23 protein-coding genes are annotated in these 24012 nt (G+C 37.9%); 6 read left to right on the top strand and 17 right to left on the bottom strand.

Translation table 11 applies throughout. The features are described from left to right. Nucleotides 1-139: 139 nt before the first annotated feature. Nucleotides 140-331, bottom strand: coding sequence for a phage holin family protein (locus tag P0092_RS02630; RefSeq protein ID WP_004620754.1), 192 nt, complete (start codon nucleotides 329-331; stop codon nucleotides 140-142). 260 nt (nucleotides 332-591) lie between these two features. Then, nucleotides 592-1260 (bottom strand): thermonuclease family protein, encoded by a 669-nt coding sequence (locus tag P0092_RS02625; RefSeq protein ID WP_004620755.1) that lies wholly within the window; start codon nucleotides 1258-1260, stop codon nucleotides 592-594. Nucleotides 1261-1389: 129 nt separating this feature from the next. Between P0092_RS02625 and P0092_RS02620 the strand changes: the two genes are divergently transcribed. The 4 genes from P0092_RS02620 to P0092_RS02605 all read left to right on the top strand — a co-directional run bounded on the left by P0092_RS02620 (nucleotide 1390) and on the right by P0092_RS02605 (nucleotide 5858). Next, the gene (locus P0092_RS02620) at nucleotides 1390-2064 is read left to right on the top strand and encodes a response regulator transcription factor (protein ID WP_004620756.1); all 675 of its coding nucleotides are present in this window, start codon (nucleotides 1390-1392) and stop codon (nucleotides 2062-2064) included. Further along, on the top strand, nucleotides 2061-3089 hold the full coding sequence (locus tag P0092_RS02615; RefSeq protein ID WP_004620757.1) for a sensor histidine kinase: 1029 nt from the start codon (nucleotides 2061-2063) through the stop codon (nucleotides 3087-3089). Before P0092_RS02620 ends, P0092_RS02615 begins: the two co-directional genes overlap by 4 nt. Before the next feature lie 107 nt (nucleotides 3090-3196). Continuing rightward, complete coding sequence (locus P0092_RS02610) at nucleotides 3197-3961, top strand: ABC transporter ATP-binding protein (RefSeq protein WP_004620758.1); 765 nt, start codon at nucleotides 3197-3199, stop codon at nucleotides 3959-3961. Further along, on the top strand, nucleotides 3948-5858 hold the full coding sequence (locus P0092_RS02605; protein ID WP_004620759.1) for an ABC transporter permease: 1911 nt from the start codon (nucleotides 3948-3950) through the stop codon (nucleotides 5856-5858). The genes P0092_RS02610 and P0092_RS02605 overlap by 14 nt, the downstream gene beginning before the upstream one ends. 117 nt (nucleotides 5859-5975) lie before the next feature. On the opposite strand, the gene lonB is transcribed toward P0092_RS02605, so the two are convergent. The 15 genes from lonB to P0092_RS02530 all read right to left on the bottom strand — a co-directional run bounded on the left by lonB (nucleotide 5976) and on the right by P0092_RS02530 (nucleotide 21798). After that, nucleotides 5976-7658: an ATP-dependent protease LonB gene (gene lonB / locus P0092_RS02600; RefSeq protein WP_004620760.1), complete on the bottom strand. Its 1683-nt coding sequence runs from the start codon at nucleotides 7656-7658 to the stop codon at nucleotides 5976-5978. A 153-nt stretch (nucleotides 7659-7811) separates the two neighbouring features. After that, nucleotides 7812-9107: an ATP-dependent Clp protease ATP-binding subunit ClpX gene (gene clpX, locus P0092_RS02595; protein WP_004620761.1), complete on the bottom strand. Its 1296-nt coding sequence runs from the start codon at nucleotides 9105-9107 to the stop codon at nucleotides 7812-7814. Between the two features lie 13 nt (nucleotides 9108-9120). Then, nucleotides 9121-9705, bottom strand: a complete 585-nt coding sequence (gene clpP, locus P0092_RS02590; RefSeq protein WP_004620762.1) for an ATP-dependent Clp endopeptidase proteolytic subunit ClpP — start codon at nucleotides 9703-9705, stop codon at nucleotides 9121-9123. 104 nt (nucleotides 9706-9809) lie between these two features. Further along, nucleotides 9810-11096 (bottom strand): trigger factor, encoded by a 1287-nt coding sequence (gene tig, locus P0092_RS02585; protein WP_004620763.1) that lies wholly within the window; start codon nucleotides 11094-11096, stop codon nucleotides 9810-9812. A 235-nt stretch (nucleotides 11097-11331) separates the two neighbouring features. After that, complete coding sequence (locus P0092_RS02580) at nucleotides 11332-12033, bottom strand: metallophosphoesterase (protein ID WP_004620764.1); 702 nt, start codon at nucleotides 12031-12033, stop codon at nucleotides 11332-11334. A 21-nt stretch (nucleotides 12034-12054) separates the two neighbouring features. Continuing rightward, on the bottom strand, nucleotides 12055-13896 hold the full coding sequence (gene uvrC / locus P0092_RS02575; RefSeq protein ID WP_004620765.1) for an excinuclease ABC subunit UvrC: 1842 nt from the start codon (nucleotides 13894-13896) through the stop codon (nucleotides 12055-12057). 170 nt (nucleotides 13897-14066) lie between these two features. Next, complete coding sequence (locus P0092_RS02570) at nucleotides 14067-14324, bottom strand: HPr family phosphocarrier protein (RefSeq protein ID WP_004620766.1); 258 nt, start codon at nucleotides 14322-14324, stop codon at nucleotides 14067-14069. A gap of 85 nt (nucleotides 14325-14409) precedes the next feature. Next, entirely contained in the window at nucleotides 14410-15309 is a 900-nt protein-coding gene (locus P0092_RS02565) for a hypothetical protein (RefSeq protein ID WP_004620769.1), read from the bottom strand. Beyond that, nucleotides 15306-15872, bottom strand: coding sequence for an anti-sigma factor family protein (locus P0092_RS02560; RefSeq protein WP_004620770.1), 567 nt, complete (start codon nucleotides 15870-15872; stop codon nucleotides 15306-15308). Before P0092_RS02560 ends, P0092_RS02565 begins: the two co-directional genes overlap by 4 nt. Next, complete coding sequence (locus P0092_RS02555) at nucleotides 15869-16423, bottom strand: RNA polymerase sigma factor (protein ID WP_004620772.1); 555 nt, start codon at nucleotides 16421-16423, stop codon at nucleotides 15869-15871. Before P0092_RS02555 ends, P0092_RS02560 begins: the two co-directional genes overlap by 4 nt. A 109-nt stretch (nucleotides 16424-16532) precedes the next feature. Further along, the gene (locus tag P0092_RS02550; protein WP_004620773.1) at nucleotides 16533-18947 is read right to left on the bottom strand and encodes a Lon protease family protein; all 2415 of its coding nucleotides are present in this window, start codon (nucleotides 18945-18947) and stop codon (nucleotides 16533-16535) included. Nucleotides 18948-18991: 44 nt separating this feature from the next. Then, nucleotides 18992-19444 (bottom strand): ribosomal protein S18-alanine N-acetyltransferase, encoded by a 453-nt coding sequence (rimI, locus tag P0092_RS02545; RefSeq protein ID WP_004620775.1) that lies wholly within the window; start codon nucleotides 19442-19444, stop codon nucleotides 18992-18994. Further along, nucleotides 19437-20150, bottom strand: coding sequence for a tRNA (adenosine(37)-N6)-threonylcarbamoyltransferase complex dimerization subunit type 1 TsaB (gene tsaB / locus P0092_RS02540; protein WP_004620777.1), 714 nt, complete (start codon nucleotides 20148-20150; stop codon nucleotides 19437-19439). Before tsaB ends, rimI begins: the two co-directional genes overlap by 8 nt. A 12-nt stretch (nucleotides 20151-20162) precedes the next feature. After that, nucleotides 20163-20615, bottom strand: a complete 453-nt coding sequence (tsaE, locus tag P0092_RS02535) for a tRNA (adenosine(37)-N6)-threonylcarbamoyltransferase complex ATPase subunit type 1 TsaE (RefSeq protein WP_004620780.1) — start codon at nucleotides 20613-20615, stop codon at nucleotides 20163-20165. Continuing rightward, nucleotides 20608-21798 carry an amidohydrolase gene (locus tag P0092_RS02530; protein ID WP_004620781.1) on the bottom strand — a complete coding sequence of 397 codons (1191 nt, stop codon included), beginning with the start codon at nucleotides 21796-21798 and terminating at the stop codon, nucleotides 20608-20610. The genes tsaE and P0092_RS02530 overlap by 8 nt, the downstream gene beginning before the upstream one ends. A 198-nt stretch (nucleotides 21799-21996) precedes the next feature. On the opposite strand from P0092_RS02530, the gene P0092_RS02525 reads away from it, so the two are divergent. Both P0092_RS02525 and P0092_RS02520 read left to right on the top strand, forming a co-directional pair. Beyond that, on the top strand, nucleotides 21997-22476 hold the full coding sequence (locus P0092_RS02525; RefSeq protein ID WP_004620783.1) for a metal-dependent transcriptional regulator: 480 nt from the start codon (nucleotides 21997-21999) through the stop codon (nucleotides 22474-22476). A 169-nt stretch (nucleotides 22477-22645) separates the two neighbouring features. After that, a complete protein-coding gene (locus P0092_RS02520) occupies nucleotides 22646-23950 on the top strand; it encodes an Nramp family divalent metal transporter (protein WP_004620785.1) in 1305 nt (434 codons plus the stop codon). Nucleotides 23951-24012: the final 62 nt, after the last annotated feature.

Raw genomic sequence — 24012 nt, 5'->3', positions numbered from 1 at the left:
GGATTGGGAAAAGCCCAAAAGCCACCTGTTCAACGGAAGAAAGGTGGAACAATAAAAAAATATCTGTATGAATTGACCAATTTAATTGAAAACACTTTATCATACAGATATTTTATTTATCTTTAAAGTATAAGAGTTGCTAGAATGAATCTTTATCCGTTGGGTTGTTAAAAATACCAAAAGCAGTAAGCGCAGCAAAAATAAGAGTTGTCAATTCCTTGAAACTTTCCTCGCTTAAGCCAATAGGTGCAAGAAGGTTAAAAGTCTTCAATACAAACAATACCAGAGCAACAAAAGCTGCCCATGCAACGGGGCTTTTCAATCTCATCATAAATACCTCCTATTATATACCATTTTATTATCTTAGTACATAATATGAAAGTTTCTACTTTATGTTTACTTGTTTGATTATTTTGAAAAAAAAGGATACAAAAAAACATGGAGCCTACGGGCTCCATGCCCCTAAAAAGGAGAAATGCTAATGTTCAATATTATATTACCAAAAAATTCTTATACAATATATAGAAAAAATTTACCAATATAATAGTACTAAAGTCCCAAATTTTGTGTAAATTCGATTAATTACTATTACTATTTACTATTTTTGTATGATGCTACATATTTCCCCTTTTTGTTTTTAACAAAAGGACGTTTACTTTCCGGCAGTTTCCAGAAGCCCTTGGCATCTGTAATAGCATCATTTTGCAGCTTATCGTAAAAGGACTTTAAAAGGGTGTTGGGACTATAAAAAACAGATATAGCATAGCCTTCGTTTACCATTATGGCATTAAAGAAGCTTCCGTCCTCAAGGACTACATGGGCAAGAAGTCTGCCGTATTGATCCTTAGTATTCTCTTCAAAAATAAGCTTTACCGTCTTATTAGTAAGAGTATTTTTGGTCAAATCAGATGCTTCACGGGAAAAAGGTTGCGGGTCAACACCTGATTTAACTGATTCGGGAGTATCTATGTCAAGCATTCTGACCTTGTAGTCCTTTTCCTTATATTCAGCATGAAAAGTGTCACCGTCTGTAACCTTTGTAACAGTAACATTTACGTAGCCAAAAGGTTCAATTCCCTCTCCCGAAACGTCAATCAGTGAATCAGGAAACTCTACTTTTTCCAGTGTCTGAATACTGCTGTATGTACCTGACTTGCCATTAATGTCGGCCTTATTTGCGTCTTGATAGAAGTAGCCGCCGATAATTACAAAAACGGCAGTAATTATAGATGCTGCCGACGCTACAGTTTTTTTTCTCATGGAATATCCTTTCGCTATGCAATAATAAAAATTTGCTCTTGATATTCTAACACTTTTGCCTAGAAAAGAACATAGTTTCTTTTTTCATGCTATAATAAAAAGGAATTTACATCTTGGAGGTAATGAAACATGCATACAATAATGCTTGTAGAGGATGACAGTGCATTATGTTCACAAATAATAGAAGGACTTAAAAAGTGGGGCTTTAATGCGGATTCTGCAGTCAATTTCGAAAACATAATTGATGATTTCAGTAAAATCAAGCCCCAACTGGTAATTATGGATATAAATCTTCCTTGCTACGACGGCTTTTATTGGTGCAATAGAATAAGGGAAATCTCCAAAGTACCTGTAATTTTCCTTTCTTCCCGAGATACCAACATGGATATAATTATGGCTGTGAATACAGGAGCGGATGATTATATTGCTAAACCGTTCTCAATGCAGATTCTGATTGCTAAAATACAGGCTATTCTCCGTCGGACATATGATTACACCACTGCAGACCATGATTACATTGAACACAGGGCACTTATTCTCAATATGGGTGAAAGCTCTGTTATTTACGGAAATTCCAAGTCAGAGCTGACAAAGAACGAAATGAAGATATTGCGGTTATTAATGACGAACAAGGGCAGGATTGTATCAAGGGAAAGTATTATGAAGCTTCTGTGGGATGATGATCAATATGTTAATGATAATACACTGACCGTCAACATAAACAGGCTTCGCAGCAGGCTATCCGACCTGGGTCTGGAGGATTATATAGAAACAAAAAAAGGACAGGGGTATATAGTTATATGAAAATTACGGAATATATTAAAAGCAGCTTTGTAAGTATTTTGTGCCAGTGGGCTCTTATTCTAATAATAAACGGTGTACTTCTGGCAAGCACCAATTTAGAGAAAAGTACCGGAGATATCCTCTACCTTGACCTGCTTATGCTTTTAATCTTTCTTGCCTTCTTTACCTACGGATTCCTGCGAGAAAAAAGAAAATATGGAAATTTAAGAAAATGTCTGGATTCCAATTCCTCTGTAGACTATTATCTTCCTGAGGATGACAGCTATTATTCGGAGCTTGTCAGGGACATTGTTTCACAAAAAACTTCTGAAAATCTGGAGCTTGTCAATGTGTATAAAAACGAGCTGGATGAGCTGAATAATTATATAACCAGATGGGTTCATGAAATAAAGCTTCCCATTTCCGTTGCTGAACTTATGTTGGAAAATTCCTATGATTCTGATATAGAGTTTTCCAGAAAGTTTAAAGCAGAACTTGAGAGAATTAAATTTCTTGTGAATCAGGTTTTGTATGCCGGACGTGCCTCTCATTATCAGGAAGATCACACTGCAACCCAATTCAGCCTGAAAAAGGCAGTAGGTGAGGCTATAAAAATCAATGCATACTTTCTCATGGCAAAAAACATTGAGATAGTTACAGGGAACCTGGATTTTGCAGTCACCACGGATGAAAAATGGTTAGTTTACATCCTAGAGCAGATTTTAAACAATGCAAGTAAATATGTGCAACAGGACGGTAAGGTGGAGATATTTGCCCAAGAAACCCACAAAACCGTAGTTCTCCATATTAAGGACAGCGGCATGGGGATACCCCCCTCCGATATTTCAAGAATCTTTGACAAGGGTTTTACAGGAAAAAACGGAAGAAAAACCTCCAAATCAACAGGTATGGGATTATATTACTCGAAAAAAATTTCTGCAAGACTTGGCATAGGATTAACAGCTAACTCAATTGAAGGTGAATACACAGAATTTCAATTGAGTATAAGTAAATTCAGTGATTATCTCAATGTGACAAAAATATAACCTTAAGCGTCAAAATGTAACCCTCGCATTATGGATAAACTGCCCTTTATTCTATAAAATCAATAGTGTTAGTTTACCATGAATGTTTAAAGTTTGGAGGATTAAAAATGACTATTATACAAACACAGGATCTTAAAAAGGATTACGGTTCAAAAGGAATGAAGTTTCAAGCTCTCAACGGAATAAATCTCGAGGTTGAAAAAGGTGAATTTTTAGCAATAATGGGGCCCTCCGGCTCGGGAAAAACCACTCTTCTGAATTTGCTCTCAACAATTGACAGGCCCACATCCGGCAAGGTTATATTTGATGGAACAGATTTATTTAAAATAAAAAGTGAAGAACTGGCACGTTTTAGAAGAGATAAAATAGGCTTTGTGTTTCAGGACTTCAACCTGCTGGATAACATGACAGTAATGGATAATATTGCGCTCCCTCTTGCCCTGAATAAAGTACATCATAAGAAAATAATCTCAAAGGTAAATGAATTGGCTGCTTTCTTCGGTATTGAAGAGCAATTGCCAAAACGCCCGTATCAGCTTTCGGGTGGACAAAAACAGAGAGCAGCTGCAGCTAGGGCATTAATTATGAATCCTTCGGTAATTTTTGCCGATGAGCCTACAGGTGCTCTGGATTCCAAATCATCAGCGGGAATACTGGAATGTTTCAGAAGACTCAACGAAGAGTATGGTACAACAATCATAATGGTTACACATGATGCTTTTGCAGCCAGCTATTGCAGCAGGATTATGTTTTTAAAGGATGGAGCCATTCATGCCAGAATCGATAAAACAAGAGACAGAAAGGAATTATTCCATCAGATTCTTGACATGCTCGGGGCTATGGGAGGTGCAAATTCAAATGAACTCCTTTAGTATTGCTATAAAGATGTTTAAATCAAATCTCAAATCCTACGGGTTTTATCTGGCTGTTATGGTATTTTCAGTAGCTGTATATTATGACTTTATGGTACTTAAATACAGTCCCGGTTTTCTGAAGGCACGTAATGCTATACAATCGGCACAAATAGCCTCTTCCGTAACTTCCTTCATTATGGTAATATTCCTCTTTTTCTTCATTTGGTATTCCAGTTCCTTCTTTTTAAAACAGAGAAAAAAAGAAATAGCCATATATACTCTGATGGGCATAAGTACAAGGAAAATAGGCCGGATTTTTGCCATTGAAAGCCTTTTTTCAGGATTATCCTCCATAGTTACGGGACTTGGTGTGGGAATTTTGTTTTCCAGATTGTTTCTTATGACAGTTGCCAAAGTTGCCCTCCTAAACGTATCAATAGAGTTTGTAATACCCCTAAACGGTATAAAGGAGCTGCTTATTGTATTTGGAGCAATATTCCTGTTAACATCTTTAAACAGCTTTATATCTATCTCCAGAAGCAAGCTTATAGATTTACTAAAGGACTCGTCAAAAGATGAGTCTGAACCAAAATTAAAGCTTGTCAGAGCCATCCTTTCAATAGTTCTTATTGGAATTGGATACCGACTCAGCAAAAACCTTCTGATGGAGCTTTTTGTAGTTATACTGGTGGTTATAGGTACTTACTGGTTGTTTGGAGCGCTTCTGCCTGCCATTACTAAATACCTGTCGGGTAACAAAGGCATTCTTTACAAAGGAGTGCGTTTGATAAGCATAAGTAATATCTCCTTCAGAATCAAAGCAAACTATAGAAGTCTTGCGATGCTGGCCATAATGACTGCCACGACCATATCTGCCTTTGGAACCTCCCTGACTTTGAAATATTATGTGGAAGAGACTCGATATATTAATTTTCCCTACTCATTCTCTTATATAGGGAACGATACCAGAATCAATGACAAGGTAATCAAGGAGATTAATTCCTCAGGACATAAGCTCCTTCTCAATGAGAATATTGAATATATTAAAGTTAAATCAAAATTCAATGAAGGTTTTGGCAAAGGATTGAATACCATGATTGTAATAAAGTATTCGGACTTTGACAAGGTGACACAAAACCTAAAGAAGTATTGCCCTGACAAAATACCTTTGTATTCCCCGGTATCGGATACCGAGGCTATTATGGTAATGTCTCCGGGAGCATTAACCCTGAATTCATATTCTGAAAAAGTACAATGCTTATTAGAAAACAAAGAAGATGTAATAAATTCAGGAAACAAAGGTTATACAATTGCAGATGTTTTAAAAACACCTCTGTTTGGCAATGGTTCCATCCGTCTTAGTGACTGTCTCATAGTTTCAGACACACAATATAAAAAGTTATCCGCAGGACATAAACCGGAAATCTTTCACGGCATTATAGTATCCGATGCTGAGAAATCACAGAAACTATCAGATAATATCAGTAAATACATGCCAAAAGACTCGTTTTTTTCAAGCTATGTGCTAAGTTATGGGGAAGTGTATTCCTTTATGGGTTTGTTCTACTTTCTGGGCTCGTTTATGTCAATAGTATTTATTCTTGCCACAGGTAGTATAATGTATTTCAAGATATTGAGTGAGGGTCTTGCCGACAAGGAAAAATACGGAATACTCAAAAAAATAGGGATGACAAGAAAAGAAATTCGTAAATCAGTTTCAATGCAGGTAGGCTTGTCACTGATGCTGCCACTGATAATAGGTATAATTCACAGTCTCTTTGCAATTGATGTTCTTAGAGGGGTTTTTGACCTAAGTCTCGCCCTTCCGACCCTAAAGGCAATTATCACCTTTGTAGTGTTCTATGGAGTATTCTATTTTTTCACTACAAGAAAATTTATGAAGATGATTTATTAGTAAACATGCAGAAAAGCCCTGTTCCTCTCTAGGGGGAACAGGGCTTTTCTGCATTTCAACTTGTATTGGCCGATATCACGTAAGCTGATTAAAATTTCATAGGGCTGTCAAAAACATCTATGTTCCTTGTGCAGTAAGCACCGTAATGGGTGCAGATGCATTGGGAACTGTTTCTTCCTTCTTTTCTACCAAATCAATATCAAATACTGCCTTCATAACTTCACCGATATTTTCAACGGGTATAACGTTGATATCCATATCTTCGAATATCTCCTGATAATTATCTTTTGGAATAAACACCTTTTTTATACCTGCCGCTTTAGCAGCATCTACTTTAGCCACAACGCCCCCGACAGGCTTTACTTTCCCCTTGATGGATATTTCACCTGTCATGGCAAGTTCACCGCTTACAGGTATATTTTTGACCGCAGAATATACCGCTGTTGCTATGGCAATTCCCGCAGAAGGACCGTCAATAGGAATACCTCCAGGAAAGTTCAAATGTATTTCGTAGTTCTTAAAGTCAACATCCATATATTTTCTTAAAACAGTTAAAACATTTTCAACAGAAGCTTTGGCTGAACTTGTCCTTTTGAGCTTGTGGCCCCTGTTATCCATTTCTTCCTCTTCAACAATACCTGTTATTCTTATATTTCCTGTACCGCATGCAGCGGGTATTGCGGTAACTTCCACATCTATAACCATTCCGGTACTATCTCCGAAGACAGCCAAGCCGTTGATACAGCCTATCTGGTTTGCAGGGCTGATTTTCTTATCAAGTCTGGGACTGTAGTGACCGAACTCTATAACCCATTCTATGTCTTTAATATCAATAACGCTCCTGTTCTCAATCATGGAGACACCACCTGCTATCTGAATAATATTGACAGCATCTCTTCCATTTTGTGCATATCTTGACACCAGCTCGCTGCAGCCGGGTTTCAGGTTAAAGCCACCTTTGACTGCTGCATTTTCGCATATTTTGCATATTTCATCTGAACGCAAGGACCTGAAATGTATTTCAACACATCTTGACCTTATTGCCGCAGGTATCTCATCAGGAGTTCTTGTAGTGGCTCCTACAAGTCTGAAATCGGCAGGCAGACCCTTTTGGAATATTTCGTGTATATGGGAGGGAATACTGTTGTCCTCTGCGCTGTAATAAGCACTCTCAAGGTATACCTTTCTATCCTCCAGAACTTTAAGCAGCTTGTTCATCTGAATGGAATGAAGTTCTCCTATTTCATCAATAAAAAGAACTCCTCCGTGTGCTTTAGTAACAGCTCCCTGCTTTGGTTGTGGAATCCCTGCTACTCCGTATGCACCGGCGCCCTGATATATGGGATCGTGTACAGAGCCTATCAGTGGGTCTGCAATCCCTCTTTCGTCAAATCTCAAAGTTGTAGCATCCATTTCTATGAACTTTGCCTCTTTGCGAAAAGGTGACATGCTGTTCTTCTTAGCCTCTTCAAGTATTACCCTTGCAGCAGCAGTTTTACCTACTCCGGGAGGGCCGTAAATAATTACGTGCTGCGGATTTGCCCCGCACAGAGCAGCCCTGAGAGCCTTTAGCCCCTGTTCCTGCCCCACTATGTCCGATAAGGTTGCAGGTCTTGTCTTTTCCGACAATGGTTCTGTCAGATGAATCTCCCTCATCCTTCTTAACTTTTCCAGCTCTTTCTTGGATTCCTTTTCGATAGCACTTCTGTTACCTTGCTGATTCTTTAAAAGAGTTAAAAAATATATGCCGATAATAACTGAGAAAAAGAACTGTATAATAAACAAAGTTGTCGTAAGCATTATATCCTCCTTAAACTTGGATCAATTCCTATAAAGATATTATTGGCAACAAGTTTTATTTTATCCAAAAAATATGATAAAAGTGAAAATAAAAAACAGGGTGTACATGTTTTAATAAACATATACATCCTGTCTGTTTTTTATTAGAATGAACTAGGAAACTGATTCCTTTTTAACTCTTGTCTTCTTGGCTCCGGCTTTTTTTAGCGATTTGCGGTTTTCATTGAGAATCATTTCCGGTTCTGAATGTTCCGCAATCACTTCCTTCCCGATAATGCACTTCTCCACATTGGTCATTGAAGGAATATCATACATTACTCCCATCATTGCTTCTTCCAGAATGGCACGTAATCCTCTCGCTCCGGTGTTTCGCTCTATTGCCTTTTCAGCAATAAGCTCCAAAGCTTCATCTTGTATTTCAAGCAGGACATCGTCCATTTCAAAGAGCTTCTGATACTGCTTTACCAAAGCATTCTTCGGTTCAGTAAGTATTTGGACAAGAGCATTTTTATCAAGAGATTGAAGAGTTACAACTATTGGAAGTCTTCCTACAAACTCAGGTATAAGACCGAATTTCAGCAAATCCTGAGGAAGTATGTCTTTCAATAATTGTCCTACATCCTTATCCTTGTTGCTTTCAATTTTTGCGCCAAAGCCTAATGATTTCTTACCTATTCTATTTTGTATTATCTTGTCTATTCCATCAAAAGCACCACCGCATATAAACAAAATATTAGTAGTGTCTATTTGTATAAACTCCTGATGGGGGTGCTTCCTTCCACCTTGCGGCGGTACTGAAGCCAGTGTTCCTTCTAAAATCTTCAAGAGAGCCTGTTGAACACCTTCACCGCTTACATCCCTTGTTATGGAAGGATTCTCAGATTTTCTTGCAATCTTGTCTATTTCATCAATGTAGATAATTCCCTTTTCAGCCTTTTCAATGTCGTAATCCGCAGCCTGTATTAGCCTCAAAAGAATGTTTTCTACATCTTCACCAACGTAGCCTGCTTCAGTGAGAGAAGTAGCATCGGCTATAGCAAAAGGAACATTGAGTATCTTAGCAAGTGTTTGAGCAAGAAAAGTTTTTCCGCTACCGGTAGGGCCCAGCATAACTATGTTACTCTTCTGAAGTTCTATATCAGAGGTCTTCACATCGCTGTTTATTCTCTTATAGTGGTTGTAAACAGCCACTGACAGAGACCTTTTAGCCGTATCCTGACCAACTACATACTGGTCGAGAATCTCTTTTATCTCTTTTGGTTTCGGTATCTCACTAACTTCTGCATCAACCTTTGTGTCTTCAAATTCTTCTTCTATAATTTCGGAACACAGCTCGATACACTCGTCACAAATATACACACCCGGTCCTGCAACCAGCCGTTTAACCTGCTCCTGAGATTTCCCACAAAAAGAGCACTTTAACTGCTTCTTCTCATCATATCTGGTCATCATTGCACCTCAATTATTTTCTTCTAACCATAATATCATCAATAATACCGTAGGCCTTAGCATCGTCGGCAGACATAAAAAAGTCTCTCTCAGTGTCTCTCTCTATCTTATCAAGAGGTTGACCTGTTCTTTCACTTAGAATCTTATTGAGCTTATCTCTGGTTCTGAGTATATTCTCAGCATGAATCTTAATGTCTGTAGCCTGACCTTTTGCTCCTCCAAGAGGTTGGTGAATCATGATTTCACTGTTTGGCAGTGCAAATCTTTTTCCCTTTTCGCCTGCGGCTAATAGGAAAGCACCCATACTTGCTGCCATTCCCATACATATAGTTGATACATCGCACTTTACATACTGCATAGTATCATATATTGCAAAACCTGATGCTACTGACCCCCCGGGGCTGTTAATATAAAACTGTATATCCTTATCAGGGTCCTGAGCTTCAAGATAAAGCATTTGTGCAACAACCAAGCTGGCTGTAGCGTCATTAACCTCATCACTTAATACAATAATCCTGTCATTTAATAGTCTCGAAAATATATCGTATGATCTCTCACCACGATTAGTTTGTTCAACAACCATAGGTACTAAACTCATATGCATACCTCCCTTATTAATATATGTTTAGTTATTATTGATGGAACCTTAACATTGGTATTTATATAATGATACCCACTTTACCAACAATTAAATAACACAAATTAATTAAATTTTGCGTTATCTGTTAAAAGCTTAATTGTCTTTCTGAATGCGATATCATTCTTTACGTATTCAAGGTCTTCTGGTCTCAATGTCTTTTTAAGCTCTTCTGCAGGCTGCTTGTATGCTTCTGCTGTCTTTGTAATTTCTTCTTCTACATCTGCATCAGTTGCTTCAACATTTTCAACCTGACCGATTTTTTCAACTACCAGCTGAATCTTAACTTCATTTGCAGCTCTTTCTCTGAACTGTTCTCTGAAGCCTTCAAAATCAGTTCCCATCATTTCCATATATCTCTGAAGGTCAAGTCCCTGATAACGAAGTCTCATATCAAAATCTCTTGCCATGGCATCAATATGCTTTTCAACCATAACGTTTGGCACATCAACAGTTGCATTTCCAACAACAGCTTGGATTACGCTCTCTTCATTATCGCGTTCCGCTTTGTTTTTTGCACTTTCTTCAAGTTTATTTCTCAAATCCGTCTTATATTCTTCGAGAGTGTCAAACTCGCTTATATCCTTGGCAAATTCATCATCCACTGCAGGCAATTCTTTAACTTTTATTTCCTTAACCAGCACTTTGAATAATGCTTCTTTACCGTTCAAGTCTTCTTTTCCGTATTCTTCAGGGAAAGTTACATTTACATCAACATCATCCGCAACATTCTTTCCGATAAGCTGGTCTTCAAAGCCCGGGATAAATGTTCCTGAACCGATAACAAGACTGTAGTCTTCACCTTTTCCGCCTTCGAAAGGAACTGAATCAATAAAACCTTCAAAGTCGATTACTGCTGTATCACCTGATTGTATAGGTCTGTCAGTAACAGATACAAGACGTGCATTCTTTTCAACAACCTTGTTGAATTCATTTTCAACATCTTCATCAGTTACGTTAACTTCAGCCTTTTTAACCTCTACACCCATGTAAGCTCCAAGCTCAACTTCAGGCTTAACTGTAACCTTTGCTGTAAAGATAAGGTTCTCCTTGTTTCCTATTTGTACTATATCAATTTCAGGTCTGTCCACTGGCTGAATATTGTTCTCTTCTATGGCATTATCGTATGCTTCTGAGCATACAATATTTATTGCATCATCATAAAGTGCCTGTTCGCCGTAGTAACGTTCAATGATATTTCTTGGAGCCTTACCTTTTCTGAAGCCCGGTACATTGAACTTGCTTACATTCTTCTTGTATGATTGCTGCATTCCCTCTTCAAATTTAGCTGCATCAACTTCTATCTCAAGCTGTACAACATTCTTTTCAACATTTTCAACTTTTACTTTCATTAACAAACTTCCTCCCGGTATTTTGTTTTATTTTTATTAATTTTATCCGTCATCTACGTTGGCCTCAATAACTGCCCCACAATTATGTTACCTCAAATTACCCCAACACTCTAAAAATTAACCACTCAATTATACCACAAACGATATTACAATTCCAAGTGTAACCTTAATTATATGTTAAATTTTAAACTTTCGCTTATATCAGCCTTTTCACCGTTTTTTTGTTTGGGAAAACCTATATGATTTTAAATGGTTTAAAGTTCAAATAATCCGATGAAACAAGTTTTAAATTGATACCTTCATACTCTCCTTCGATTGCCCCTTTTATACCTTCGCCATGTAAGTGACCGTAATAGCACTCTTTTATTTCATATTTCCTCATTATATCAATAAATCCTGTCATAGGACTTTTGACAGTAACAGGAGGATAATGCATAAATACCAGCATACGTGAAAGTTCCAGCTTTAACGCTGCCTTGACTGACAACTCCAATCGTTCTATTTCTCTCTTATATATTTTCTCATCATCTTTCTTAAAATCATCTTCTCCCGGGCCCTTCCAGCCTCTCGTACCGCACACCCCAACTCCTTCCAGTTCAAAGGCATTGTTATGCATAAAAGATATTGTACTAAAGTTGTTCTCTGTCAGATACTTATTAAGCTTTGACGAAGTTGTCCACCAATAATCATGATTTCCCTTGGAAATTACTTTTTTCCCAGGTAAATCCTCTATAAATCTGAAATCCTCATAAGCACTGTCTATATAAGTGGCCCAGGAAACATCGCCGGGAATAATAACAGTGTCCTTTTCAGAAACATTGCTTATCCAGTTATCTTTAAGTTTTTCCATATAGTTTGACCATCTGCCTCCAAATACATCCATTGGCTTGTCTATCCCCAAGGCAAGATGAAGGTCTGCTATCGTAAAAATTGACATATAAACTTTTCTCTTTCCTGTTTAATTAAAATATTCATAAATCTTTTTAGCTATTTTCTCGCTTATACCGTCTACTTCCTGTAACTGTGCAACATCTGCTTTTTTAATAGCCGCAACTGATTTAAAATGCCTGATAAGCGCCTTCTTACGGGTTTGGCCTATGCCCTCTACTTCATCAAGCTCTGATTTAACGTAACGTTTTTCCCTGAGTTTTCTGTTGTACTCTACTGCGACTCTGTGAGTCTCATCCTGTATTTCAGTAATCAATCTTAGCAAAGGCATATTGCCTGATAAATCATACTCATTTCCCATATAAACCAGAGACTTGGTACGGTGTCTGTCGTCTTTGGCCATACCGGCTATTTTAAAGCTGTAGCCAAGTTCCTCAATCACCTGTTTGGCTGCGTTAACATGGTTTGATCCTCCGTCTACGAGTATTAAGTCAGGTAATTTTGAAAACTTGGCATTTTCAGCAGCCTCTTCCTTTTCTCGCTTTGCACGGTTCAGCCTTCTGAACAAAGTCTCCTGCATACTTCCATAATCGTTTTGCTGCTCTATGGACTTCATTTTAAATTTTCTGTATTCCTGACGGGCAGGCCTTCCATTTTCAAACACTACCATTGAGGCCACTATTTCCGTTGAGCCTGTATTGGATATATCATAGGATTCAATCCTTGCGGGAGCCTCTTCAAGTCCTAAAAGTTTTACCAACTGGGACATCCCTTCCGCAGGCACTATACCTTCTCTGCTTTGACGTTCTCTGTGAAGCTTTAAAGTTATCTCAGCATTCTCCGATACCATATGGACAAGCTTTACCAAGTCCCCTCTTTGGGGCACCCTTAAAGCCACCTTAAAGCCTCTCTTTTCAGTAAGCCATTTTGCTATAGTCTCGCTGTCATCTACTTCACTCTGGAGCACTATTTCCGAAGGAACAAACTGCACTGTATTGTAAAACTGCTTTATAAACGTGGATAGAGAATAGCCCTTGTCCTCGTTAGCTTCTCCTTCAAACATAAAATGTTCTCTGCCTATGACCCTGCCATTTCTTACAAAAAACACCTGCACACATAAATCTGTGGAGTCAGCAGAATAACCTATTATATCCCTGTCCTCTAAATCTGTGGATAATACCTTCTGTGATTCAGACAGTTGCTTTATACTAGATATTTTATTCCGCAGGAGTGCCGCCTTCTCAAAGTCTAACTGTTCTGCGGCACTTTCCATTTGCATACGAATATCATTTATTATTTCGTCATACTGCCCGCCTAAAAATCTGCATATTTTTTTCATCATATCCCTGTACTCATCTCTGTTTACTCCGCCCTGACATGGAGCCAAGCACTGCTTCATGTGGTAGTTCAGACATGGTCGGGTCTTGCCTATATCTCTTGGCAAGTTTTTGTTACAGGTTTTTAGAGGAAACAGTTTTTTTAAAGTATCTATGGTATCATTAACTGCAAAACCGCTGGAGTAAGGGCCAAAATATTTAGCGCCGTCCTTGTCTACTCTTCTGGTCTTGAGAATTCTGGGATACTCCTCATTTAACGTTACCTTTATATACGGGTAATGTTTATCATCTTTAAGAAGTATATTATATTTTGGCTTGTACTTTTTTATAAGATTACATTCAAGCATAAGTGCTTCAACTTCTGAGTCAACTACAATATACTCAAATTCGCTGATTTTGGAAACCATTGCCTGAACCTTGGGAGGGTGGTTTGCAGATTGTTGGAAGTACTGTCTTACCCGGTTTTTGAGTACAACAGCCTTACCTACATATATAACCACTCCGTTGGCGTCTTTCATTATATATACACCTGATTTATCGGGTAACTTTTTCAGTTCTTCCTGAATGTCAAACAATTGTCTCACCTCTTCATTATGCTTCTTTTTCTTTAATTAAACACAATGCCGCCTGTATCACGCATTTTAAGCGGGAGCAGAAGCGGCATATAGGACAAAAAGCTGTGACCTTAATAACCTAAGTCACAGCTGTAAATCAATATCAAATAAATTAAATTTATGGTTTGTCTCTAAAAACCAACAGTAAAATATTCTGATATTTCATCTGCTGCTTTTTTTTCATCTTCTCCGTCAGTAATTATTGTAATAGCCGCGTTTCTTTCAACTCCCAGTGAAAGCAATCCTAAAAGGCTTTTAGCATTTGCTCTTCTCTCACCTTTTTCCAACCATATGCTGGAACTATAACCGGATACTTTCTGAACAAGCAATGCCGCAGCTTTGGAATCCAATCCTGAAGGGCAGTTTATCGTAACTTTAGTAGATATCATCCTTGTGTTCCCCCATTTTTTTTAAACTCGCCAATATACCTTCTATTATACAAAAAACAACCCACAAAATCAAATAAGTCATTTTTTATTTGTAAGAACTGGTTTTCTTTCCAAAACCGGTATCAATAATTGTACCTATTCCTAAAAACGCCATTGAGTATTGCAGTAATATTAAACATATTCCATATATTAACATTGCAGTGTAGGAGCCGTTTGGTATCAGTATTAAGGGAACTATTTTTAGTATACTTACAAGTAATTGACCTACTAAAAACTGAATATATATCGTAGTTCTTTCATAATTTTCTTTAAAAATTAGTGTCCCCACAAAAATACTGCCAACTATATCAGCGAACATAAGGAACAGTAGGTAAAATATTGGCGCAATAATCGAGAATAAAAGAAATATTACGACAATCGTAAATCCAACAACTACCAAACCACCCATCGCCATACGTCTGGGTATTCCTTTACTCATCTTGTAGGACATAACACGGTATCTTCCGGGAAAGATACTTATTAATATGAGTCCCGCAATAAGTGTTATTACAGACAATACAATAAGTCCGTTTATAATTATTCCGTTTGATTTAAACAGCGATATAATATCAACGTCTATATTAACTTTTGTACCATTTATTATTACATCATTATCATATCTTAGTTTTCCCAGAGACACAACATTTCCCTGTACCAAAGATTTATCCTTGATGTAAACATCACCGAAAACCGAAACAATATCTCCGCCTACCATACCGTTTATAGCAGCTTTCCCGAAGATAACTATTACACTTCCGTTTATACTGGTCTTAATATCCGCATCCCCGATAACTATGGTAATATTTCCCATGTTGTTCTGTGTTATTAACTTATCCTCAAAAAAAACCAACTTATTTGAAAAGTCAAACTGCGATGCCGATGCTATACACGGTAATAATAGTATGAACAACAGTGAAACTAAAATTGCCTTGACCTTTTTGTTCATTGTGTTCCTCCATTACCCGATTTTATCATTCGGATAAAAAGCCCTTGTGTTACGAGCAGTAAAACACCCAATACCAAATATGCATAATAGTACGTTTGGTAAATCGACGCCGTAATACCCACAACAGCTATTGTTAAGCCTTTGACCATACTTAATGCAGCTGATAAAAAGGCCTTGACCATTTCCATCGTCAGATGAGTCTGCTGTATTAATCCGATAGGCTTGTTTAATACTTCCCACATTATACTTCCAAAAACAATTACAAATATAAGGGAAACAGCCATTACTAATATATTGTATACAAAAGCATTATCGTTTTTTTGTTTTTGGTACATATATGCTTCTTTTTCAATCCTGCTGAGAACTTGAAGTTCAAAATCTTCGGGAGGTTCCAGAAACTCTGTATCCTGTTCGATTTCGGTAAATATCTGCTGCATGCTAGTAAACTCTTCCGAACATTTTTCACAGTTTTTCAGATGTTGTTTTAGCTTTGCCTGCTCAATGTCATTTAAATCTTTGTCAAAATATCTCATTATATAATTTTGTGATTCGTTACAGTTCATAATACCTCCTCCTTTCTTGCACTTTCAAGCTTTTCCTTCAACATGAGCCTCGCTCTGTAAAGGCGGTTCTTTATAATTGACATGGGTTCGTTTAATATCTTTGTCATTTCTTCGTATGACATTCCTCGGTTATGAAATAGTACTATTAATATTTTATACTTTTCCGGCAGTTCATCTATAGCCTTTTTTATCAATTGAGATCTTTGATGCTTTATTACTGCTTCTTCAGGTGTATCAATCTCACTTGAAACTCCGATTGCATCGTCCAGCGTAACAGTGTCCTGTTTTTTCTTTCTGAGGGTATCAAGACATAAATTGGAGGTGATTTTTACAATCCAAGTAGACATCTTAAACTCCGGATTGTATTTATCAAGGGAACGGTAAAGTCTGATAAAGACCTCCTGACATACATCATGTACCTCTTCCTTGTCTGATATCATTTTATATACTACGCTGTAAACCAGCTTCTTATATCGGGTAACTATTTCCTCAAACGCACTGCTATCACCATTCACGCACTGAGACACCAGCTCTGCATCCGTAAGTGCCAAGAGTTGATTCACCCCCTAGTAAATATCATCTTATAGGTTTAATTTATCTTTCCCTAAAAGAGTTAATACAATAGTTACGTGAAGAAATCAAAATATGTCTGATTTATATTTATCTCTTTATTTTTTTATTTCCCCCTGCTGATGATACTGTAGCAGCGAATCTTCTCAATTTTTCACTTACAAGGTAATTTATGGTATCACTTTTATATTCTTCATTCTTTCCTTTTTCACCTGCTTTTTTGCCGGTTAATATTTCAATTCCCTGATCAATGGTTTCAACAGGGTATATATGAAATAGTTTTTTCTTTACTGCATCTATTACTTCGTCTTTTAGCACAAGATTCTTTACATTCTGACAAGGTATAATTACTCCCTGCTCACCTGTCAAGCCTCTTAGTTTACAAAGTTCAAAAAACCCTTCTATTTTATATCTTACACCACCTACAGGCTGTATTTCCCCTTTCTGATTAACTGATCCTGTTACTGCTATTGATTGCTTTATGGGAACTTCCGCCAAACTGGATAGTATTGCGTATAGCTCAGCACTTGATGCACTGTCTCCGTCAACACCTCCATACATTTGTTCGAAACAAAGGCTTGCAGTAAGTGAAAGTGGAAATTCCTGAGCATATTTTTGACCGATATATCCGCTTAATATAAGAACACCCTTACTGTGTGAAGTTCCACTTAAATCAACTTCCCTTTCAACGTTGACTATCCCACTTTCTCCAATGTAGGTTGATGCAGTTATTCTGGAAGGCTTTCCAAAGGAATAATCCCCCATATCCATTACTGTAAGCCCGTTAATCTGACCAATTTCACTGCCTTCGGTATCTACCATTATTGTTCCCTCATTGAGCATTTCCAAAAGCTTTTTATCCAAACGGTCACATCTGTAAGCTTTCTCTGAAATAGCCTGCTGAACATGCTTTGCTTTTACCAGCTTTGCTCCGTCATCCTCTGCCCACATACAAGCTTCGCAAAGTATTTCAACTATTTCATTAAACCTTGTAGACAGCTTGTTTTTATCCTCTACCAGACCTGAAGCATATTCAACTACCTTGGCTACACCTGATTTATCAAAATGAAGTGTTTTTTCTTTTTTGCAAAAGCCGCTTATGAATTGTGCCAGCTTTAATATGTTTTCGTCATTTCTATCCATTTCCTCATCAAAATCAACTTTGACCTTAAATAGCTTTCTGAAGTCCTCCTCGTACTCATACAACAGCTCATAAATGGTGGTACTGCCCACCAATATTACCTTGAGATCTACAGGTATGGGTTGGGGCTTTATTGCTGTAACAGCCACTATGCCTGTCTGGTCCTTCATATTTTCAATCATTATTTTCTTAGTTTTAAGAACCCTGTTTATAGCCTCATATGCCTGGGGATTGCTAAGAACATCCTTCGCCTGTAATATGAGATACCCTCCGTTTGCAACATGAAATAGTCCGGGTTTTATTTTAGTATAGTCAGTTGATACAGAGCCAAACTCATTTTCATATTCAATTTTTCCTATGAGGTTGGAATATGTCGGATTGGAATCCAGAATTACCGGAGCTCCCTTCAGAGCGCTATTATCAACCAATACATTTACCTTATATTTTGTAACGGCTGTTTCCGGTTTTTGCATCCATGGTATAAGCAGCTGCTGCTGTTCTTCAGAAACTTCTTCTTCCTTGAAGTCGTCCAGATTATCAAGAATATCCTTCTGTACCTCTTCCAGATACTTTTGTATTACTTCAAATTTTATATATTTTTCCTTTAAATCATCTATATGTACGCCCAGTGCCAGTAACGCGATTTTATTTTCCCATTCCGACACCTTCTTCTCTGTTTCCTTGTCATTGTTTTTCAGTTTTCTTATTATATCCAGAGTTTCCTGCTGTAGTATATTTGTTTTTTGGTTTATTTCATCTTTTGTTTCATCATCCAAAGTACTGAATTCTTCTTCACTGATGGTTCTGCCTTCTATTATGGGCAAAAAGTATATTCCTGAGCTGCCTGTATTAACCTTGAAGCCATGCTCTTCGGCATCTTTGCTGAGTTTATCAAGGAGCTCGTCTTTCTTGTCCTCGTACTCATCCATTATTTCCGATTTTTCTTTTTCGTACTGGTCATTGTCAAAGGCATTGACTATTTCCTGCTTTATTATTTTTGTAAATTCTTCCATATCATGTTGAAACTGCTTTCCGGTTCCGGCAGGAAGGTTTATGGCCAAGGGCTGATTAGGCTGACTGAAATTGTATATATAGCACCAATCATCAGGTATCTTCTGGTTTGCGGCAGTTTCACTCAATATTTGTCTGGCAAAACTTGTTTTTCCTGTACCCGTAGGCCCCGACATATATATATTGTAGCCTCTCATTTTCATCTTGAGACCAAATTCCATAGCCTTTGAAGCTCTTTCCTGACCTATAATGCCTTCATAGGTTTCTAACTGTGATGTATTCTTAAATGGTAATGCTTCAAGTTTACATCTGTTGTCAAGTTCCTGATATGAAAGCTCTTTTAGCTTTGACATGTTTAACCTCCGCTTTGCATTTTTTATGTTTGAAGCTGATATTTCTAGATGCCGTGTTTCCACATTATTAATGCATCCTCTCCCGTATCGGAATAGTAACCTTTGCGGATACCCTCAGATTTAAAACCATATTTGCCGTAGAGATTTTGGGCTGCAGCATTGCTTTTACGAACTTCAAGGGTAAGACTTTTTACTCCTTTTGTTTCAGAAATTTCAAGTATTCTTTCTATTATACCCGAGGCCGCCCCACAGCGACGAAATTCAGGGTGCACGGCAATATTTGTTATGTGCCCCTCATCGAATATTTTCCACATACCTCCATACCCGATAACCTGTTCATTACACAATGCTACAAAATATATGGCCATATCATTGGTAGTTATCTCATCCACAAAAGCCTGTCTTGACCAGGGTATTTTAAAGCTGAGATTTTCTACAACCATCACGCCGTCAATATAGTCAGTTGTCATTTCCTTTATTTCAAATTTGTTAATCATCTGATTTTACCTTTTGATTCTCTCTTTCTCTTTCAGCTTGTGATTTCCTCAAATAAAAAGGTACCATATCGTAGCAGCTTTCCAGTTTTCCTTCACTATAGGCCTTTCCCGCCAGTATGGCTACTGATGATGCTTTTGCCAGTGCTGTACCCGGAGGTGCAATTTTTACTCTGTTACCCAGTTCACTCACAAAGTAGTCCCTGTGCATATTGCAGGCATCTCCCAAGAAGACTGTATCCCCTTCCATTTTCCTTAATATATCGGCCAATTCTGTAACGGGTATTCCCATGTAGTCGGTAAGCCTTTCAAGTTTATCCCCTATAAATCTATATATGGCGGTAAAGACCTGATTGTTACGTGCATCTATCATGGGACAAATAAGATTTTCTGCAAACGGGAGATTATACGCCAGTGCATCAAGGGTGTGTACGCTTATTACAGGCTTTTCTGCTGCAAATGCCATTGCCTTTATTGTTGTAACTCCTATACGAAGTCCTGTAAAGGAACCCGGCCCTATTGATGCAGAAAAGGCATCTATATCATTTACAGTAAGCCCCGTTGTTTCCATAAGGTGCTGTACCATAGGCATAAGCCTTTGTGAATGTGTTTTCCCTCTGTTACAGTTATATTCTCCTATTATTGTCTGGTCTTCTAATATTGCAGCTGACGCAACATTTGTTGAAGTGTCCACAGCAAGTATTCTCATATTAGCCTCCGCTTAAATCCTGTAGTCGGAATACCGACTGCCGATAAATTCTATTGTTATTTCCCTTACATCCAATCCCTTTTGAAGATTTTTCTCTATAGTAACACGTATTATATCTGCCGGAAGAATTTCTGATATCTGTTCTCCCCACTCAATTACTGTCACTCCGCCATTATTTAAGTATTCGTCAAAACCAATATCAAACATCTCCTCGGAATCAGCAATCCTGTACACATCGAAGTGATATAAGGGCAGCCTTCCTTCATATTCATTTACCAGATTGAATGTAGGGCTGGTTATATAGGCGTCTATTCCCAAGGCTTTTGCTATTCCATTGGTCAAAGCGGTTTTTCCCGTTCCCAAGTCCCCTGACAGCCATATAACATCTCCTGCTTTAAGAACCTTGCCAAGCTTTAGTCCCACTTCGACTGTCTCTTCAAAGGAATGTGTTTCAAGTTTATTCATCCTGTTTCCTTTCATAAATTACAACACCGTCTATTATAGTCTTCTGTACCGTGGTTTTCAATTCCAACGGATTTCCGTTAAATATAACGATGTCGGCATCCTTTCCTTTTTCTATAGAACCTACTCTGTCACTGATGCCTGTTATTTCTGCAGCATTTATTGTTATTGCCTTTAAGGCTTCTTTTTCGTCCATGCCTTCACGGGCTGCAATTGCGGCACACAGACACAAATGATGTTCCGGAACACAAGGGTGATCCGTCATTATAGCAACCTTCAGCCCAGCTTTTGAAAGAATCCCCGGCGTTTTAAGGTTTTGGTTTCTCAATTCTATTTTTGACCTGTCAGTAAGCATCGGCCCTATAATTACAGGAAGTCCTGCTTCTGCAAGAATATCTTTTATGAGATAACCTTCTGTACAGTGGTCAAGGGTTATATCTACATCAAATTCTTTAGCTATCCTGATAGCAGTTATTATATCATCGGCTCTATGCGCATGAGCTTTTAGTGGTATCTGCCTGTTTAATACCAGTAGCAATGCTTCCATCTTAAAGTCAAACTCAGGCTTATCATATTCTTCAGGGTCTTTTTTATATTCTTCCCAAAGTTCCTGATATTCTTTTGCCTTGAACAAACTTTCACGAAGTATTGCAGCAGTAGCCATTCTGGTCATAGGTGCCTGATGTTTTTCATTATATACTGTTTTGGGATTCTCTCCGAATGCCACCTTCATTGCTACAGGCTGCTTTATAACCATCTCATCCACACACCGTCCGAAGGTTTTTATGGCAGCAAACTGTCCTCCTATTACATTAGCACTGCCCGGGCCTGTGACAACAGTTGTCACACCGCTTTCATATGCTTCTGCAAAAGACCTGTCAGCGTGGTAAATAGCATCTATTGCTCTCAATTGAGGTGTTACCGGGTCGGTAGACTCGTTTCCGTCGTCGCCTTCAAAGCCAACTGCATCCTCCCACATTCCTATATGACTGTGAGGGTCTATAAAGCCCGGTAGTACATAGCCTCCGTTTGCATCTATCCTCTTTGTATCCGCCATCAGTTGTTCCTTGACCTCTGCGATATCCTTGCCTACAGCTGTTATTTTATCATTATCAATAAGCACGTATCCATTTTCATAATCCGTATCTGACATTGTTACTATATTGCCGTTATATATTAAAAGCATTTATACCTCCATATTTGTACAAATCAATACTCTTTATTTTTTTAACATCCTAATTTTATTATATTATGCCACCAAAAACAATATAATAAATGGTTGGTTTATGCACCATACAGGGAATTTTATGTGATATATTTTTTTTAAATGAATATAAATGTCTATAGATACTTTCAGGCAGTTTCAAAGAAGGAAGTGACTTTAATGGAAGAGTTATCAAAATTTCATACTGTAAGAGGATATCAGCTTTTAATGCAGAATAAAAATCTCCTCACCTCCTCAATGGAAGATTATCTTGAAATGATATACAGAAACAGCCTGACAGAGGGCTATATGAGAATCAATACCATTTCTGAGCTTCTTAATGTAGCAGCTCCCTCTGCTACTAAAATGGTTCAAAAGCTAAGCAAGCTTGGATTACTGCAATATAAAAAATATGGGGTTATTTTTCTGACTGACAACGGACGTGAGCTTGGTAAGTTTTTGCTGGATAGACATAATATTATAGAAAGTTTTCTAAAAAATCTTGGGGCAGATGACGATGTTCTTGTTGAAACAGAATTGGTGGAACACAGTATTTCTGCCGGAACCTTATCAACATTAAATATGTTTAACAAATTTCTTTTATTAAATCCGGATTTGGTTCAAAAATTTCGGGATTTCTGCAAACAAGATGCCGGATAAATAGTTTTCTTAATTCAGCTGCTTTGCGATTTAACTGCAAAGCAGCTTTTTAGTTTTATACTCATCTGTAACACTTTTATATAATGATACATATTTTAGATTAGGTAAACGAAATTAGACTCAGCTAAAGTTATTAGTTAAGTACAAAAAATGTCTAGAGGTGTTAATTTTGTTGGATGAGAGCTTTTCACCGACATTGGGTTCACAAACCGAATCCTTAAATGTTGGAAGGGTTATACCACATAAAAGAAATTCAATTGGTAGAATAAGAACCGTACTTAAATTTTTAGGGCCTGCATTTATAGTAAGTGTGGCATATATTGATCCGGGTAATTTTGCGACAAATATCAGCGGTGGCTCCAAGTTTAATTATAATCTGTTGTGGGTCATTCTTTGGAGTAATTTGATGGCCATTTTCCTTCAGTCCTTGTCAGCAAAGCTTGGCATCGCTACAGGATACAATCTTCCTCAAATGTGCGGAAAGGTTTTTTCAAGAAGGGTAAACTGGTTTTTCTGGATTGTGGCTGAACTTGCTGCCATTGCAACAAATCTGGCAGAATTCCTTGGATGTACTCTTGGTTTATATCTCTTGTTCCGTATTCCCATGGCTTTTGCGGGCTTGATTACTGCCGTACTTACTTTTTTTATTGTATATATGGGACGATACGGTCAGAGGTTTTTGGAAGGCATTATTTCTATATTGGTAGCCGTAATTTGTATATCATATACAATGGAACTGTTTCTCGCAAAACCAGATTGGGCATCAGCAGGACTTCACGTTTTAATGCCTTCACTTCCCAATGGTGAAGCAGTAATGATTGCTGTTGGTATGTTAGGTGCAACTGTAATGCCACATGTAATATTTCTGCACTCGCAGCTGGTACAGCAAAGAAATAAGGATTTAACCGAAGCCCAGAAGAAAAAGCACTTCAAACTGGAAAGATTGGATATTACCATCGCAATGAATATTGCCTTTGTTATAAATGCGGCAATGGTGGTAGTTTCAGCTGCCGTGTTCTACAGAAACGGTATGGTTGTTAATACTATAGAACAGGCACACCAATCACTTTCACCTCTTTTGGGGGCTGCTTCTAGCGGTGCCTTCGGGCTGGCTCTCGTTGCCTCGGGACTTTCCTCGTCTGTGGTAGGTACCATGGCAGGTACTACCATTATGCAGGGTTTTGTAGGCTTAAAAATAAATGATAATGTTACAAGGATTGTGACAATGCTTCCTGCTATGCTGATAATAATATTAGGAATTAATCCCATGCAGGCTCTTGTTCTAAGTCAGGTAGTTCTCAGTTTCATTCTTCCTGTTGCAATCATCCCCATGCTGCTCATTACAAAGCGAAAGGATCTTATGGGTTCTCTGGTAAATAAGCCGGCTACAAATGTGGTAGGCTGGATTGTTACTTCTATAATACTTGTAGCAAATGCAGTACTTGTGGTGCTGACATTTAGCGGAGGAGTATAAATTGTAAAAACCGGGGTCTAAGTTGTTACACTAATACCCCGGTCTTTTAACTGAACTCTACC

The organism is Ruminiclostridium papyrosolvens DSM 2782 (assembly GCF_029318685.1).
Taxonomy (GTDB): Bacteria; Bacillota; Clostridia; order Acetivibrionales; family DSM-1351; genus Ruminiclostridium; species Ruminiclostridium papyrosolvens.
The sequence above is the reverse complement of the archived record's forward strand: the minus strand, read 5'-3'. Positions and strand labels throughout refer to the sequence as shown.